The sequence below is a fragment of the Gemella haemolysans ATCC 10379 genome (assembly GCF_000173915.1).
Classification (GTDB): Bacteria; Bacillota; Bacilli; order Staphylococcales; family Gemellaceae; genus Gemella; species Gemella haemolysans.
The window spans coordinates 1-14,945 of record NZ_ACDZ02000005.1; the positions used below are offsets into that span (position 1 = coordinate 1).

Sequence of the window (14,945 nt, forward strand, 5' to 3'; positions counted from 1 at the left end):
ACTCAAGCACAATGAAAACTGAATATATATATTAGATCAAAAATAATTTTCTATAAAGTAAAAGAAACAGATTTACAAAACCGAGAAAAAAGTAAGTAAGTTGTAAAAACTTATTCACAAAGAGTTCAAGGAAAAGAACGAAGCGTAAAAGCTACACACGATTAAGTAGTAAAGGGCGCACGGAGGATGCCTTGGCACTAGGAGCCGATGAAGGACGTGACAAACGACGAAATGCTACGGGGAGCTGTAAGTAAGCAAAGAGCCGTAGATATCCGAATGGGGGAACCCACCGCTTTTAAAAGGGCGGTACGCGAAAGCGAGGTAACGCAGGGAACTGAAACATCTAAGTACCTGTAGGAAGAGAAAGAAAAATCGATTTCCTGAGTAGCGGCGAGCGAAAAGGAAAGAGCCCAAACCAATGTGCTTGCATATTGGGGTTGTAGGACTCTCAACAAAGTGTATGACAAAGTATAGTAGAACTAGCTGGAAAGTTAGACCGTAGAAGGTAAAAGTCCTGTATACGAAATGCTAAGTTGGCGCGAGAGAGCACCTGAGTACGGCGGAACACGAGGAATTCCGTCGGAATCTACCAGGACCGTCTGGTAAGGCTAAATACTACCTAGTGACCGATAGTGAACCAGTACCGTGAGGGAAAGGTGAAAAGAACCCCGGGAGGGGAGTGAAAGAGAACCTGAAACCGTGTGCTTACAAGTAGTCAGAGCCCCTTGAGGGTGATGGCGTGCCTTTTGTAGAATGAACCGGCGAGTTACTTTATCATGCGAGGTTAAGTGGAAGACATGGAGCCGCAGCGAAAGCGAGTCTTAATAGGGCGAAATAGTATGATGGAGTAGACCCGAAACCAAGTGATCTACCCATGGCCAGGTTGAAGTTTAGGTAACACTGAATGGAGGACCGAACCAGGACACGTTGAAAAGTGTTTGGATGAGCTGTGGGTAGCGGAGAAATTCCAATCGAACTTGGAAATAGCTGGTTCTCTCCGAAATAGCTTTAGGGCTAGCCTCGTTGTGAGTTTACTGGAGGTAGAGCACTGTTTGGACTAGGGGCCCATCCCGGGTTACCGAATTCAGACAAACTCCGAATGCCAGATAAATATCAACGGGAGTCAGACTGCGGGTGATAAGGTTCGTAGTCGAAAGGGAAACAGCCCAGACCGCCAGCTAAGGTCCCAAATTGTATGTTAAGTGGAAAAGGATGTGATGATGCACAGACAACCAGGATGTTGGCTTAGAAGCAGCCACCATTTAAAGAGTGCGTAATAGCTCACTGGTCGAGTGACATCGCGCCGAAAATGTACCGGGGCTAAACATACAACCGAAGCTGCGGATATAACTAATGTTATATGGTAGGAGAGCGTTCTAACATCGTAGAAGCCGAGCTGTAAGGCGAGGTGGAGAGGTTAGAAGTGAGAATGCCGGTGTGAGTAGCGAAAGATAGGTGAGAATCCTATCCACCGAATGACTAAGGTTTCCAGAGGAAGGCTCGTCCGCTCTGGGTAAGTCGGGACCTAAGGTGAAGCCGAATGGTGAAGCCGATGGACAACAGGTAGAAATTCCTGTACCACCAAATATCGTTTGAGAGAAGTGGGGACAGAGGAGGCTAATTGATCGTCCTGATGGAATAGGACGTCTAAGCACAAAGGTTGAGTAGTAGGCAAATCCGCTGCTCATAAGACTGAAGTGTGATGGGGAGCGAAATATAGTAGCGAAGTCAATGAAGCCAAACTCTCAAGAAAAGCCGCTATCGAGATAAGAGGTGCCCGTACCGCAAACCGACACAGGTAGTTGGGAAGAGAATTCTAAGGTGAGCGAGAGAACCATCGTTAAGGAACTCGGCAAAATGACCCCGTAACTTCGGGAGAAGGGGTGCCTACGAGAGTAGGCCGCAGTGAATAGGCCCAAGCGACTGTTTAACAAAAACACAGGTCTCTGCAAAACCGTAAGGTGAAGTATAGGGGCTGACGCCTGCCCGGTGCTGGAAGGTTAAGAGGAGTGCTTAGCGTAAGCGAAGGTATGAATTGAAGCCCCAGTAAACGGCGGCCGTAACTATAACGGTCCTAAGGTAGCGAAATTCCTTGTCGGGTAAGTTCCGACCCGCACGAAAGGCGTAACGATTTGGGCACTGTCTCAACGATGGACTCGGTGAAATCATAGTACCTGTGAAGATGCAGGTTACCCGCGACAGGACGGAAAGACCCCATGGAGCTTTACTGTAGCTTGATATTGAATTTTGATGCAGTATGTACAGGATAGGTAGGAGCCAGAGAATCATGCACGCCAGTGTATGAGGAGGCGTTGTTGGGATACTACCCTTGCTGTATTGAAATTCTAACCCTCGGCGTAGAAGACCGGGAGACAGTGTCAGGTGACAGTTTGACTGGGGCGGTCGCCTCCCAAAGAGTAACGGAGGCGTTCAAAGGTTCCCTCAGAATGGTTGGAAATCATTTGCAGAGTGTAAAGGCACAAGGGAGCTTGACTGTGAGACCTACAAGTCGAGCAGGTGCGAAAGCAGGACTTAGTGATCCGGTGGTTCCGCATGGAAGGGCCATCGCTCAACGGATAAAAGCTACCCTGGGGATAACAGGCTTATCTCCCCCAAGAGTCCACATCGACGGGGAGGTTTGGCACCTCGATGTCGGCTCATCGCATCCTGGGGCTGTAGTCGGTCCCAAGGGTTGGGCTGTTCGCCCATTAAAGCGGTACGCGAGCTGGGTTCAGAACGTCGTGAGACAGTTCGGTCCCTATCCGTCGTGGGCGTAGGAAATTTGAGAGGAGCTGTCCTTAGTACGAGAGGACCGGGATGGACGTATCAATGGTGTACCAGTTGTCACGCCAGTGGCATAGCTGGGTAGCTAAATACGGAAGGGATAAGAGCTGAAAGCATCTAAGCATGAAGCCCCCCTCGAGATGAGATTTCCCACGGATATTAAGACCCCTTGAAGACGACAAGGAGAATAGGTTAGGAGTGTAAGCACGGTAACGTGTTCAGCTGACTAATACTAATAGGTCGAGGACTTAATCAAGTGAAAGTTCTTTAGAAAAGTAACTGTTGACAAAAAGAAAAAAGATGATATAATATGTATATGAAGTTTTCGTCTGGTGGCGATAGCGAAGAGGACACACCTGTACCCATACCGAACACAGAAGTTAAGCTCTTTAGCGTCGAATGTAGTTGGGCTTACGCCCTGTGAGACTAGAACGTTGCCAGACTTTTGATATGGAGGTTTAGCTCAGCTGGGAGAGCACTTGCCTTACAAGCAAGGGGTCAGCGGTTCGATCCCGTTAACCTCCACCATTTATGCCGGCCTAGCTCAGTTGGTAGAGCAACTGACTTGTAATCAGTAGGTCGGGGGTTCAAGTCCTCTGGCCGGCACCATTTTTAATCAGAGCCATTAGCTCAGTTGGTAGAGCATTTGACTTTTAATCAAAGGGTCGAAGGTTCGAGTCCTTCATGGCTCACCATTCTTTTGCGGGTGTGGCGGAATTGGCAGACGCACTAGACTTAGGATCTAGCGCCTCACGGCGTGGGGGTTCGACTCCCTTCACCCGCACCATTTCTAAGTATTCGCGAAAGTAGTTCAGGGGTAGAACATCACCTTGCCAAGGTGAGGGTCGCGGGTTCAAATCCCGTCTTTCGCTCCAATAGTTAATATAGTGCCGGGGTGGCGGAACTGGCAGACGCACAGGACTTAAAATCCTGCGGTAGCAATACCGTACCGGTTCGATTCCGGTCCTCGGCACCATTATATTAGCGCCCATAGCTCAATTGGATAGAGCGTTTGACTACGGATCAAAAGGTTAGGGGTTCGACTCCTCTTGGGCGCGCCATTTAAAATCACGGGAAGTAGCTCAGCTTGGTAGAGCACTTGGTTTGGGACCAAGGGGTCGCAGGTTCGAATCCTGTCTTCCCGACCATTGAAAATATATATAAACATTATTAATTTGGGGCCTTAGCTCAGCTGGGAGAGCGCCTGCTTTGCACGCAGGAGGTCAGCGGTTCGATCCCGCTAGGCTCCACCATTTTAAATAATGAATTTAGCCTTTATTGGCGGCGTAGCTCAGCTGGCTAGAGCGTACGGTTCATACCCGTAAGGTCGGGGGTTCGATCCCCTCTGCCGCCACCAATAATAGTTAGTGAATTCACAGGAACACGGACTCTTAGCTCAGTTGGTTAGAGCTATCGGCTCATAACCGATCGGTCGCAGGTTCGAGTCCTGCAGAGTCCACCATTTATCAAGGAGGAATACCCAAGTCCGGCTGAAGGGATCGGTCTTGAAAACCGACAGGAGTGTAAAAGCTCGCAGGGGTTCGAATCCCCTTTCCTCCTCCATTTTTATTATCGCGGGATGGAGCAGTCTGGCAGCTCGTTGGGCTCATAACCCAAAGGTCGATGGTTCAAATCCATCTCCCGCAATTTTTAATACTAGGTCCCGTGGTGTAGCGGTTATCACGCCTGCCTGTCACGCAGGAGATCGCGGGTTCGATTCCCGTCGGGACCGCCATTTTTTTATGTCAAAATTAAATAATGCCTCGATAGCTCAGTTGGTAGAGCAATGGATTGAAGCTCCATGTGTCGGCAGTTCGACTCTGTCTCGAGGCACCATGTTGCCGGCCTAGCTCAGTTGGTAGAGCAACTGACTTGCAATCAGTAGGTCGGGGGTTCAAGTCCTCTGGCCGGCATTTTTTTATATTTTGGGAAGATAGCGAAGAGGCTAAACGCGGCGGACTGTAAATCCGCTCCTTCGGGTTCAGTGGTTCGAATCCACTTCTTCCCACCATTCTTAGGGACGTAGTTTAACGGTAGAACAAAGGTCTCCAAAACCTTTGGTGTGGGTTCGATTCCTGCCGTCCCTGTTCAAGGTGTAATCATTTGTGATTACACTTTTTTTTTGTCTTTAAAATAATAATCACTTTACTTCGGAAATATTCTTTTAAAGTACCGTTTTATAAGCTTTGTATGATAGTGAATATCGGGAAATATTTTTGACAATTATTTTAAAGTATGATATTGTATTAGTGTATATAAAGTTATAGGAGGTAAAATATGACAGAGAGTGTAAAACCATTTAGTAAGCTATATGATTTAACACAGAGAGCAGAAAAAGTAGGTATTTCTGATGATGATGTACTTAGAGAGATTTTAGTTGAAAAAATTGTTCCGAACAAATATCAACCACGACGTGAATTTACTGAAGAAAAAATCAAAGAACTTGCTGAATCAATCAAGCAAAATGGTTTACTTCAATCTATTACAGTTCGTGACATGGGAAATGGTTTCTATGAACTTATTGCTGGGGAAAGACGTTTAAGAGCTATTAAGTATTTACAATATTCCACGACTAAGGCTATTGTTAAGGAATTAACTGATGAACAGATGGCAACTCTTGCATTAATTGAAAATATTCAAAGAGAAGAATTAACGCCAATTGAGGAAGCACATGCTTATCAAGAATTACTTAGAATTAATAAACTTACTCAAGACGAGCTTGCTAAGTCTTTAGGGAAAACTCAAGCGACTGTAGCTAATAAATTACGATTATTAAAATTAAGTAAAAAGGTTATTGATGCAATTAATACTAAGAAGATTACAGAACGTCATGGCCGTGCTATGGTTAAGTTAGATTCTTCTGCTCAAGAGAAATTATTGATTCAAATTTTATCACAAAATCTTAATGTATCTCAAACTGAAGAAAAAATTGATACATATTTAAAAATTAAAAAAGACACTAAAGTATTTAATCCAACTGTAAATTATGATGGACAAAAAATTATAGCTAAGCTTATAAAAGAGATAGCTAAACTGGAAGAGAAATATAATATAAATTTAAACAAAGAAGAAGAAGAAACTATGGAAAGTGTGGTTATTAAAGTTACTGTGCCACGCTTTGCCAAAAAAGAGGTAAATGATGAAAATATTAGCGATATGTAATCAAAAAGGTGGAGTAGGAAAAACAACTACTTCAATAAATTTAGCAGCTTCGTTAGCTCATCTTAAAAAGAAAGTACTATTAATTGATACTGATCCACAGGCCAATGCAACTAGTGGTGTTGGTGTAGATAAGGCAGCTATAAGCCAATCAATTTATAATATTCTTGTAGATGAAGTTAATATTAATGATGTAATTATTAAAACAGCTTATGAAAATCTGGATATTGTGCCTTCTAGTATTGCATTGGCGGGAGCAGAAGTTGAGCTTGTCTCAGCAATTAGCCGTGAGCAACGCATGAAAAATGCAATATCTGAAATTAAAGATGAGTATGATTATGTGGTAATCGATTGCCCTCCGTCTTTAGGCCTTATTACATTAAATTCATTAACTGCAGCTGATGGAGTAATTATCCCTGTACAGACAGAATATTACGCCTTAGAAGGGCTTAGTCAGCTTATGAATACATTTAATATAGTAAGAAAGCATCTTAATTCTAAATTGGATATTTTTGGGGTATTACTTACTATGACTGATAGTAGAACAAATATATCTAACCAAGTAGCTGAACAAGTAAGAGAGCATTTCAAAGATAAAGCATTTGAAACTGTTATCGCAAGAACTGTGCGTTTAAGTGAAGCCCCAAGTTTTGGTGAACCGATTATTGAATATGCGAAAAATTCTAATGGAGCAAAACAATATTTATCATTAGCTAAAGAGGTGATTGAACGTGGCTAAAAAATTAGGTAAAGGTTTAGGACGTGGACTTGATGCTATTTTTGCTACAGAAAATGTTGAGATAGTTACGGATAATGATAAAATAGTGGAAATTGCACTTGAAGAGATCAAAAAGAATCCATATCAACCGCGTACTTATTTTAATGAAGAAAAATTAAATGAATTAAAAGAATCTATCGAAAAAAATGGTTTATTACAACCTATTATTGTAAAAAAAGCTGTAAAAGGGTATTACATTATAGCAGGTGAGCGTCGTTATAGAGCATTTGAACTGCTAGGTAGAAAAGAAATTCCAGCTATTATTAAAGAGATGACAGATGAAGAAATGATGGTCTTTGCTGTACTAGAAAACCTACAACGTGAAGATTTATCTGCCTTAGAAGAATCAGAAAGTTATAAAAATCTGATGGACAAGATGTCATTAACGCAAGAGGAATTAGCTAAAAAACTTGGAAAAAGTAGACCGTATATAGCAAATAGTTTACGACTATTAAAGTTACCAACAGAAATTAAAAATAAACTTGAGCAAGGAGTCATAAGTGCAGCTCATGCTCGAACGTTACTTTCATTAAAAACAAAAAAAGCTATGGAAGAGGTTTGCGCTTTAGTAGTTGAAAGAAAAATGTCTGTTCGTGAATTAGAAGAATATGTAGCAAAGCTACTGAAACCGAAAGAGGTCAAGAAAGCGAAGGCTAAGGATATTTTTATAGAAGAGCAGGAAGATATTCTTAAAAAGCGTCTTGGAACGTCTGTAACGATTAAACAAGGTCGTAATAAAAAAGGTAAGATAGAAATTGAGTTCAAAGATAATGATGAATTTGAACGTATTATTTCATTATTCAAGGATGAGTAATTATGAATTTTATTGAAAAGATAAAAACATCAGTAAGAAACACTGACTTACTAATCACAGTTTTAGAAAAAATATTACTTATAATTGTAATTTTTATTATTGCATCAATTTTAGTACGTATATTTAATAGAATTATTGATTATATAATGACAACTAGAGATAATGCCAATAAGAAGTTTAATATAAAGTTTAATGAGAAACGATCAGAAACTTTACATAAACTTGTGAGAAGTGCAGTTCGTTATACAATATACTTTATTGCATTTTTCCAAGTATTGTCAATCCTAGGAGTTAATACTACGAGTATTGTTGCCAGTGCTGGTATAGCATCAGTAGCTATTGGTTTTGGTGCACAGAGTTTAGTTAAAGATATTATATCTGGATTTTTTATCATTCTTGAAGGACAATTTGATGTAGGTGATAATGTTAAAATTTATAATCAAGCAGCCTTTATTGCTGGAGGTTATGTAATGTCACTTGGTTTACGTTCTACTAAGATTCGTTCAAAAAATGGTGAAGTTTATTTTATTCCGAATGGAACTATTAATCAAGTTGTAAATTACTCATTAATGTATAACTTAGCTTTAGTAGAGTTACCGATAAAAATTGATGAATCTATTGAAGAGATAGAAGACCGTGTAAACAAAGTAATTAATAATGCTAATAATAAAAAAGAATATCATGATTTATTATATAAGAACGATAAATTCCATATCGATTATATAGAAAAAATTGCTGATAACGTTGTTACTATTCATGTTATTGGAAAAGCAAAAGTTGGAAAAAAACAAGATGTGGAAACAATGTTAAGACGTGATTTCTATAAAGAGTTTGAATCATTATTAACATCAAATGAAGAAAAATAGGAGGTTGGATTATGGAATATGAATTAAATGACATAGTTGAAATGAAAAAACAACACCCTTGTGGCACAAATAGATGGCAAATTACACGTATGGGGGCTGACATAAAGATAAAGTGCCTAAAGTGTGATAATAACATAATGATGCCAAGACGTGAGTTTAACAAAAAAATTAAAAAAATAGTTGAAAAAAATTCATAATATAAAAAAGCTAGTGAATCTTTAAATAGAATCACTAGCTTTTAGTTAGCTTTTGACTAGTTCATGTTGTCTTTAACAAAATTAACAATTCCATTTGATATTATTCTATTATAAAAAGAAAAGAGTTCTTTAACAGTTAATTCAGGATGTTCAGTCCAGTAATTTATAATTGAGATAAAACTTGCTGATTGAAAATTAAATAGAAGATCTTTTTCAATCTTATTTAAATTTATAGATGCAAGGGAGAAGGTTCTTTTAAAAACATTGAGCATAGTATTCTTCAATTTATTTTGAAATGTAATACTACCATTTTCTCCCATAAGTATGTGCATAGAAGATAGATGTTTTTCAAATATATTAAAAAAATTATTATCAACATTAATATAGTCGCTAATCTCGAATGTAATATCTATATTTTTATTAGATAGATTATTAATAAATTTATTATGAAAATCTGTAATTTCTATAAGAATATTATCTTCAATTTTTTCTAATACGTTATATTTATCCAAATAGTGTCGATAAAATGTAGAACGATTTATATCAATTAAAGAAGTAATATCAGAAACAGTAATAACTTCAAATTTCTTTGTTTTCATTAATTCTAATAAAGCTTCTTGTATTTTTCTTTGTGTTTTTGTAGTTTTATTAATATAAGCCATTATTTTCTCCATAAAAATAAGACAAATTAAATTATTTTGTTGAAAATGCAACAAATCGATGAAATTTGCCTCTCGTTTTTCTTTTAAGTAGAGTATATAATAAAAACATCAAAAAAGCAACAAGTTGTTGCAAAGAAAATTTTATTATAAGATTTAGTTTTAGAAGAGTATTTCTGAAATTGAAGAGGAGGAATTTCAAATGAAAAAATATGGAAGAGTGTTAGGAATATTACTAGCAGCAATAATAACTATAATGAGTATATTTGATAGTACTCAAATACCTATAGTAAATCCTAAAATACCGGATTTGCCTATAGCAGTAGTAAATCAAGATAAGACTGATACAACTAAAGCAATGGTAGAAAAACTAAAAGAAAATTCACAAATTAATGATAAGGTGAGTATAAAATGGGAAGAAGTGTCAACAAAAGATGAAGCAGTTGACAAAATGAATAATGGAGAATATTACGGTACATTAGTAATTCCTGAGAATTATGAAAAAAGTGTAGCATCATTATCAACACCAAATGCAAAAGCACCAGAATTTACAATAGTTATTAATCAAGGGAAAAACAGCCAATTATCAACACAAGTAACACAAATTTTAACACAAATTGCTAATAAAAGTGGTGATGCAGCTAGTTTACAAATAATAAAAAAAGCAGAAGCAGCTAATAAACCTTTACCAGCCAAAATAGTAGAGAACTTAATGAAGCCAGTAAAAGTTAATGTAGAAAATATAAATACAACGGGAGATTTCTCAAGTGCACCAGGTGTATTCTTCTCTCCACTATGGATTTCTAGTTTGATTGGAAGTGTGCTACTTCTTACATTAGGACGCAAAGAATCTTATACAGCAAAAGGAAGACTATTAGATAAATTGATTAGATTAGGGTTTATTGCAGTAACATCTATAGTTGTTGGGTTTTTAGCCCCTAATTTAGTAAATTGGATATTAGGTGTATCTGTAGAAAATTATACTCAAACTGCATGGTTTTTAACTATAGGAGCATTTGCATTTATGACGTTGATCTTTGGAACAATAAGTTGGTTAGGTATAGTTGGAGCGCCATTATTTGTGCTGATGTTGTTCTTTGGTTTACCAATATTATCACTAGCACCAGAAATGTTAGGAAGTTTCTATACACAATGGATTCTACCATGGTTACCAATGCGTATGCTGTATGACGGTATAAAAAATATGCTATTCTTTAACCAAGGATTATGGAATAGTGGAACTAAAGATTTAGTGGTAGTAGCTACAGTCGGTGTAATTCTAATTTTATCAAGTGTATTGAAAAAATCAAAAGTAAGTAAATAATTATAAAACCTAGTAGCCGAATTGCTACTAGGTTTATTTCTATATTATTTATTAAATTTTTTTGATACTTTTGAGCTTATAAACATAAAGACCAAAACAATAATTATTCCATATAAAAATTCCATACTTCCAATATTATTTAGAGTAGTACCAAAGTGTAACCAGATCATTTTCCCTGGAATAAGGCCAATGAGATTTCCAATGAAATATTTTTTAAAAGATATTCTAGTTAAACCGTATGAATAGCAAATAACACTATTAGGAAGAACTGGAATTAGTCTATAAATTATTAGAACTAAAGTTAGTTTATTTTCACTTATACCAAAAATTGTATCGTATTGTTTTTTCGATAATTTTTTAGCTAAGTATTTTTCAACGTGGTCACTTGCGAAGTATCTTGAGATAAGAAACATCACACTAGTATATATCATTGCAGAAATTATTGAAAGGATAAAACCATGAGTAAAACCAAATAAGTAACCACCAATTGCAGAGAATATCCCTGGTGGGAATAAAAATATTGGTAATACAGATGCTAGTATTAAAAATACTATAGGTGCAAAGCTACCAAATTGTGCTATAAAATCTTGCATAGTTCCTCCTTCGGCTAAAATAATATTCTTATTATATCATAAAGCTAGGGAAATAAGCGAATAAAAACTAAAAGTGAGTGACTCGAAAATTGTGATTTCAAGGAAATCGATTTTGATGAGTCACCCACATAAAGATTTTTAAATATTATACTTCTTTTATTAAATGAATTTCAATTCCATTAGGATCATTAATAATAATCTTATTATTATATTCAGAGATGATTTTAGTGTTGTTATTTTTTATATTTTCCACAACTTTATTGTAAGCAGCATCATCAATAAATAGAATTTCAAAATGATCTAAACCTGGAGTTCCTTTTTGTCTAAGGCTTAGATTAGGACCTCCCCATTGATTAACAGCTAGATGGTGGTGGTAATTGCCATAAGCAATCCAACTAGCACTAGCTACGGTGAATTTATCACTAAATCCTAGTACTTCTTGATAGAAGTTAGAAGAAACGGTAGAGTTTTGAACACTTAGATGAACGTGGCCAATAATAGTTCCTACTGGTAAGGTATATGGCACTACAGTTTCAGAAATATCAAGTAGGTGAGTAGCATCGATAGGCTCTGTTACTCCTATGATTCTTCCATCTTCTTTTATGTCCCAAGTAGATTCGTCTTTATCATAATATACTTCTATTCCATTACCTTCTATATCACTTAGGTAAAGGGCATTACTATAACCGTGATCAGAGCCACCGTCTAAAGGTATATTAGAATCTATAAAGTGGCGCAGTATGTTTGCTAGACTTTGTTCATCTGGAACTAGATAGGCTATGTGATATAGTCCGTAAGAACGTACAAGAGGTCCATCGACTTTTTTCATGTGTAGAAGCGGAATATTATCAGTAGTACCTAAAGTAGCTTCCGTTTCGTTTTTTGAAATTATAGTCATACCCATAGCTTCTGTGTAGAATTTAAGCTGTCTTTCAAAGTTAACAACATTAAGTGTAGCAGTTCCAAGTTTAATATTTGAATTGTATTTTTTCATGATTGTAAACCATCCTATTATTTTTTCATAGAAATTTATATCTTGTAATATATTTTACATACCAAAATAATTTTTGTAAAGTACGTACTTTTATAATAGTTAGTATCTTTTATCATACTAATGTATAAGATTAATGATTATTAACAAAATATTTTTAAATAGCATAATAATAAATGATAAGTTTCGTGTTTTATGTTATAATAGTTAAGTTGAGTAGGCAAGGCCTAAGTAATATAAGAATTTAATGAAGAAAAGGAGTGATTAATACTATGGCATTAACAGCCGGAATAGTAGGATTACCAAACGTAGGAAAAAGTACACTTTTTAACGCAATTACAAAAGCAGGAGCATTAGCAGCGAACTATCCTTTCGCAACAATTGACCCAAACGTAGGAATTGTAGAAGTACCAGAGCACAGATTAAATAAATTAACAGAATTAGTAGAACCTAAAAAAACAGTACCAACATCATTCGAATTTACAGATATTGCTGGTATCGTAAAAGGTGCATCTAAAGGAGAAGGGCTAGGAAATAAATTCTTAAGTCACATCCGTGAAGTAGATGCAATTTGTCAAGTTGTTAGATGTTTTGAAGATGAAAATATTACTCACGTTGCTGGTGGAGTAGATCCATTATACGATATCGAAGTTATTAACTTAGAGTTAATCTTAGCAGACTTAGAAAGTGTTGAAAAACGTATCGGACGTGTTGAAAAACAAGCCAAACAAAAAGATAAAGATGCTGTTGCAGAATTTGCAGTACTTGCTAAAGTACGTGATATTCTTAAAGAAGAAAAACCAGCTAGACTTTTAGAATTAGATAAAGAAGAGCAAAAAATCGCAAAAGGATTACATTTATTAACAATGAAACCTATGCTTTATGTTGCTAACGTAAGTGAAGATGATTTATTAGATGTCGATTCTAACAAACACGTAGCGAGTGTACGTGAGTTTGCTGCAGGTGAAGGAAGCCAAGTAATCGTAGTTTGTGCAAAAATCGAAGAAGAAATGGCTTCATTAGAAGATGAAGAAAAAGCAATGTTCCTTGAAGAGTTAGGAATCGATGAAAGTGGATTAGATAAATTAATCAAAGCAAGTTACAGCCTTCTAGGATTAGCAACATACTTCACAGCTGGTGTCCAAGAAGTACGTGCATGGACATTCAAAAAAGGTATGTTAGCTCCTGAATGTGCGGGGATTATCCACTCTGATTTCGAACGAGGATTTATCCGTGCTGAAACAGTAAGTTATGATGATTTAGTTGAATACGGAAGTATGCCAAAAGCTAAAGAAGCTGGTCGTGTTCGTCTTGAAGGTAAAGAATATGAAGTAAAAGACGGCGACATAATGTTATTCAGATTTAATGTATAATATTTAATAGAATTCTATATTTTCTCATTACATGGGAAGATATAGAATTTTTATATTCTCTATAGAATATGTTATAATTATTTTTATATAAAAGAGGTGATTTGACCATGTTAAGATTTTTCCATAATCCTCTGCTTATAGCGAAATTAGCGGAGTATGATTATTTAATTAAAGGAAATAAGAAACAAAGTACAGCAGAATATAAAATAAAAAGAATTATAAAAGATATAACCGGAGAAACATTCGAAGATATTGAAGTATACAATAGTGGATTATCAATTCCAAAGATTACGAAAAATGGATTTCAAGCTACAGCAGTCTATATACCAGAACTTAAAGAACTTCTTGTTATTTATAGAGGTAGTGAGAGTGAAGATATTAGCGATTGGTTTTACAATTATACAGGAATAGTTTCAGGAGAAAACACTAGTCAGATAGACTCAGCATGTTTATTTAATAGATTTTTAAAAAGAAAGATTCCGGACTTTGATTTATGCTATAAAGTTGCAGCTGGACATTCACTTGGTGGTCATTTAGCTATTACCGTAGAATTACTTAAGAAAATATACCAGCGAGTTTATACATTCAATACAGCATTACCACAGCTAAAACAATTAAGAAAATATGATAAAAAATATAATAAAAAATTAGAAGAGTATTTTTTAGAAAAAGATTTAGAGGAGACTAATAAACTCCAAGAATTTACTTCTAATTATTATGCAAAAAATGCTCATCATATATATAATTTTATAAGAAAAAATGATTTTGTACAGTCGTTAAATATGACTGTAGGAACATTTCATGTAGGGAAGACTATAGAATTTCCAGCGATAATAAAAAATTTTGTTGCACCTGAAGAATTTTTGACAGAAGAAGATACGTATGAATTAGATAAAATTTTCTGTGACTTTTATAATAGATTATTGGAGAAAAATATTACTCCCGATAATGTTGTAGAGAATCAAAAACAGGTAACAGATGAATTTATAGGATTACTTATTGAAAAAATTAAAAATCCAATTCAACAACAAATCAGTAATTTCTCGTATAAAAAAGTAATAAAAACATCTAATGATGTAGGAATAACAGACTCATATAGAACATTTAAGGCTGTTTATAATTACTTATTGTACTTGGCGCATGCGGGTATTATTCCTGATGATGTAATAAATTGCACGGATAGTAAAACTGCTACAACTCTTTATGAGAAGCTAATGTGCGATGTAAATAAATCAAATCTTAAAAATTTATTAAAACCATTACAGGAGTTTTACACATTAACTAAACTAATTTATACAGTAACTCAAGCAAATGGTCTAGATGATGTTGGAAATTGGGGAGAAATAGCTAAAGCTCATGATCTTCCAGCTTTGTATGATGTGTTAGGAGAATAAGAAGCGCTTAAAT

At 36.0% G+C, this 14,945-nt stretch carries 11 protein-coding genes, 18 tRNA genes and 2 rRNA genes; 28 read left to right on the forward strand and 3 right to left on the reverse strand.

Features of this window, described 5'->3' with window-relative positions; translation table 11 throughout:
- The first annotated feature begins 159 nt into the window (after window positions 1-159).
- The 25 genes from GEMHA0001_RS00680 (at window position 160) to GEMHA0001_RS00800 (ending at window position 8,598) form a co-directional block, all read left to right on the forward strand.
- Window positions 160-3,040: ribosomal RNA gene (locus tag GEMHA0001_RS00680) — 23S ribosomal RNA — on the forward strand.
- A gap of 72 nt (window positions 3,041-3,112) precedes the next feature.
- Window positions 3,113-3,227 (forward strand): 5S ribosomal RNA (gene rrf / locus GEMHA0001_RS00685).
- A 9-nt stretch (window positions 3,228-3,236) separates the two neighbouring features.
- A tRNA-Val gene (locus tag GEMHA0001_RS00690) sits at window positions 3,237-3,312 on the forward strand.
- 5 nt (window positions 3,313-3,317) lie between these two features.
- Window positions 3,318-3,393: transfer RNA gene (locus GEMHA0001_RS00695), tRNA-Thr, on the forward strand.
- A gap of 10 nt (window positions 3,394-3,403) precedes the next feature.
- Window positions 3,404-3,479: transfer RNA gene (locus GEMHA0001_RS00700), tRNA-Lys, on the forward strand.
- 7 nt (window positions 3,480-3,486) lie between these two features.
- Window positions 3,487-3,571, forward strand: a tRNA-Leu gene (locus GEMHA0001_RS00705).
- Window positions 3,572-3,584: 13 nt separating this feature from the next.
- A tRNA-Gly gene (locus GEMHA0001_RS00710) sits at window positions 3,585-3,659 on the forward strand.
- A 14-nt stretch (window positions 3,660-3,673) separates the two neighbouring features.
- Window positions 3,674-3,760: transfer RNA gene (locus tag GEMHA0001_RS00715), tRNA-Leu, on the forward strand.
- 8 nt (window positions 3,761-3,768) lie between these two features.
- Window positions 3,769-3,845 (forward strand) — tRNA-Arg (locus GEMHA0001_RS00720).
- 10 nt (window positions 3,846-3,855) lie between these two features.
- A tRNA-Pro gene (locus GEMHA0001_RS00725) sits at window positions 3,856-3,932 on the forward strand.
- 29 nt (window positions 3,933-3,961) lie between these two features.
- Window positions 3,962-4,037 (forward strand) — tRNA-Ala (locus tag GEMHA0001_RS00730).
- Window positions 4,038-4,064: 27 nt separating this feature from the next.
- Window positions 4,065-4,141 (forward strand) — tRNA-Met (locus tag GEMHA0001_RS00735).
- Between the two features lie 28 nt (window positions 4,142-4,169).
- Window positions 4,170-4,246, forward strand: a tRNA-Ile gene (locus GEMHA0001_RS00740).
- Window positions 4,247-4,254: 8 nt separating this feature from the next.
- Window positions 4,255-4,347: transfer RNA gene (locus GEMHA0001_RS00745), tRNA-Ser, on the forward strand.
- Window positions 4,348-4,357: 10 nt separating this feature from the next.
- A tRNA-Met gene (locus GEMHA0001_RS00750) sits at window positions 4,358-4,431 on the forward strand.
- Window positions 4,432-4,443: 12 nt separating this feature from the next.
- Window positions 4,444-4,519 (forward strand) — tRNA-Asp (locus GEMHA0001_RS00755).
- Between the two features lie 25 nt (window positions 4,520-4,544).
- Window positions 4,545-4,620: transfer RNA gene (locus GEMHA0001_RS00760), tRNA-Phe, on the forward strand.
- A gap of 4 nt (window positions 4,621-4,624) precedes the next feature.
- Window positions 4,625-4,697 (forward strand) — tRNA-Ala (locus GEMHA0001_RS00765).
- A 14-nt stretch (window positions 4,698-4,711) separates the two neighbouring features.
- A tRNA-Tyr gene (locus tag GEMHA0001_RS00770) sits at window positions 4,712-4,795 on the forward strand.
- 5 nt (window positions 4,796-4,800) lie between these two features.
- Window positions 4,801-4,871, forward strand: a tRNA-Trp gene (locus GEMHA0001_RS00775).
- Window positions 4,872-5,061: 190 nt separating this feature from the next.
- Window positions 5,062-5,946, forward strand: a complete 885-nt coding sequence (locus GEMHA0001_RS00780) for a ParB/RepB/Spo0J family partition protein (protein ID WP_004263494.1) — start codon at window positions 5,062-5,064, stop codon at window positions 5,944-5,946.
- Window positions 5,924-6,682 (forward strand): ParA family protein, encoded by a 759-nt coding sequence (locus GEMHA0001_RS00785; RefSeq protein WP_040464222.1) that lies wholly within the window; start codon window positions 5,924-5,926, stop codon window positions 6,680-6,682. Before GEMHA0001_RS00780 ends, GEMHA0001_RS00785 begins: the two co-directional genes overlap by 23 nt.
- Window positions 6,675-7,535, forward strand: a complete 861-nt coding sequence (locus tag GEMHA0001_RS00790) for a ParB/RepB/Spo0J family partition protein (protein ID WP_004263584.1) — start codon at window positions 6,675-6,677, stop codon at window positions 7,533-7,535. Before GEMHA0001_RS00785 ends, GEMHA0001_RS00790 begins: the two co-directional genes overlap by 8 nt.
- Before the next feature lie 2 nt (window positions 7,536-7,537).
- Window positions 7,538-8,401: a mechanosensitive ion channel family protein gene (locus GEMHA0001_RS00795; protein ID WP_004263389.1), complete on the forward strand. Its 864-nt coding sequence runs from the start codon at window positions 7,538-7,540 to the stop codon at window positions 8,399-8,401.
- Between the two features lie 11 nt (window positions 8,402-8,412).
- A complete protein-coding gene (locus tag GEMHA0001_RS00800; protein WP_003143961.1) occupies window positions 8,413-8,598 on the forward strand; it encodes a DUF951 domain-containing protein in 186 nt (61 codons plus the stop codon).
- 56 nt (window positions 8,599-8,654) lie between these two features.
- Here GEMHA0001_RS00800 and GEMHA0001_RS00805 read toward each other — a convergent pair whose 3' ends face one another.
- A complete protein-coding gene (locus GEMHA0001_RS00805; RefSeq protein WP_126512493.1) occupies window positions 8,655-9,272 on the reverse strand; it encodes a TetR/AcrR family transcriptional regulator in 618 nt (205 codons plus the stop codon).
- 187 nt (window positions 9,273-9,459) lie between these two features.
- On the opposite strand from GEMHA0001_RS00805, the gene GEMHA0001_RS00810 reads away from it, so the two are divergent.
- The gene (locus GEMHA0001_RS00810) at window positions 9,460-10,581 is read left to right on the forward strand and encodes a YhgE/Pip domain-containing protein (RefSeq protein ID WP_003143963.1); all 1,122 of its coding nucleotides are present in this window, start codon (window positions 9,460-9,462) and stop codon (window positions 10,579-10,581) included.
- A gap of 44 nt (window positions 10,582-10,625) precedes the next feature.
- On the opposite strand, the gene GEMHA0001_RS00815 is transcribed toward GEMHA0001_RS00810, so the two are convergent.
- Both GEMHA0001_RS00815 and GEMHA0001_RS00820 read right to left on the reverse strand, forming a co-directional pair.
- Entirely contained in the window at window positions 10,626-11,174 is a 549-nt protein-coding gene (locus tag GEMHA0001_RS00815) for a TVP38/TMEM64 family protein (RefSeq protein ID WP_004263324.1), read from the reverse strand.
- A gap of 145 nt (window positions 11,175-11,319) precedes the next feature.
- Window positions 11,320-12,168 (reverse strand): VOC family protein, encoded by an 849-nt coding sequence (locus GEMHA0001_RS00820; protein ID WP_004263561.1) that lies wholly within the window; start codon window positions 12,166-12,168, stop codon window positions 11,320-11,322.
- Window positions 12,169-12,437: 269 nt separating this feature from the next.
- Between GEMHA0001_RS00820 and ychF the strand changes: the two genes are divergently transcribed.
- Window positions 12,438-13,538, forward strand: coding sequence for a redox-regulated ATPase YchF (ychF, locus tag GEMHA0001_RS00825; RefSeq protein ID WP_003144020.1), 1,101 nt, complete (start codon window positions 12,438-12,440; stop codon window positions 13,536-13,538).
- A 107-nt stretch (window positions 13,539-13,645) separates the two neighbouring features.
- Window positions 13,646-14,932 carry a DUF6792 domain-containing protein gene (locus GEMHA0001_RS00830; RefSeq protein ID WP_004263515.1) on the forward strand — a complete coding sequence of 429 codons (1,287 nt, stop codon included), beginning with the start codon at window positions 13,646-13,648 and terminating at the stop codon, window positions 14,930-14,932.
- The last annotated feature ends 13 nt before the right edge of the window (window positions 14,933-14,945 follow it).

What these genes read in the sequence shown, in the direction of transcription:
- GEMHA0001_RS00830 (WP_004263515.1), top strand. Translation starts at nt 13,646, where the DNA reads ATGTTAAGATTTTTCCATAATCCTCTGCTTATAGCGAAATTAGCGGAG.
- GEMHA0001_RS00800 (WP_003143961.1), top strand. Translation starts at nt 8,413, where the DNA reads ATGGAATATGAATTAAATGACATAGTTGAAATGAAAAAACAACACCCT.
- ychF (WP_003144020.1), top strand. Translation starts at nt 12,438, where the DNA reads ATGGCATTAACAGCCGGAATAGTAGGATTACCAAACGTAGGAAAAAGT.
- GEMHA0001_RS00795 (WP_004263389.1), top strand. Translation starts at nt 7,538, where the DNA reads ATGAATTTTATTGAAAAGATAAAAACATCAGTAAGAAACACTGACTTA.
- GEMHA0001_RS00815 (WP_004263324.1), bottom strand. Translation starts at nt 11,174, where the DNA reads ATGCAAGATTTTATAGCACAATTTGGTAGCTTTGCACCTATAGTATTT.
- GEMHA0001_RS00780 (WP_004263494.1), top strand. Translation starts at nt 5,062, where the DNA reads ATGACAGAGAGTGTAAAACCATTTAGTAAGCTATATGATTTAACACAG.
- GEMHA0001_RS00820 (WP_004263561.1), bottom strand. Translation starts at nt 12,168, where the DNA reads ATGAAAAAATACAATTCAAATATTAAACTTGGAACTGCTACACTTAAT.
- GEMHA0001_RS00805 (WP_126512493.1), bottom strand. Translation starts at nt 9,272, where the DNA reads ATGGAGAAAATAATGGCTTATATTAATAAAACTACAAAAACACAAAGA.
- GEMHA0001_RS00810 (WP_003143963.1), top strand. Translation starts at nt 9,460, where the DNA reads ATGAAAAAATATGGAAGAGTGTTAGGAATATTACTAGCAGCAATAATA.
- GEMHA0001_RS00785 (WP_040464222.1), top strand. Translation starts at nt 5,924, where the DNA reads ATGAAAATATTAGCGATATGTAATCAAAAAGGTGGAGTAGGAAAAACA.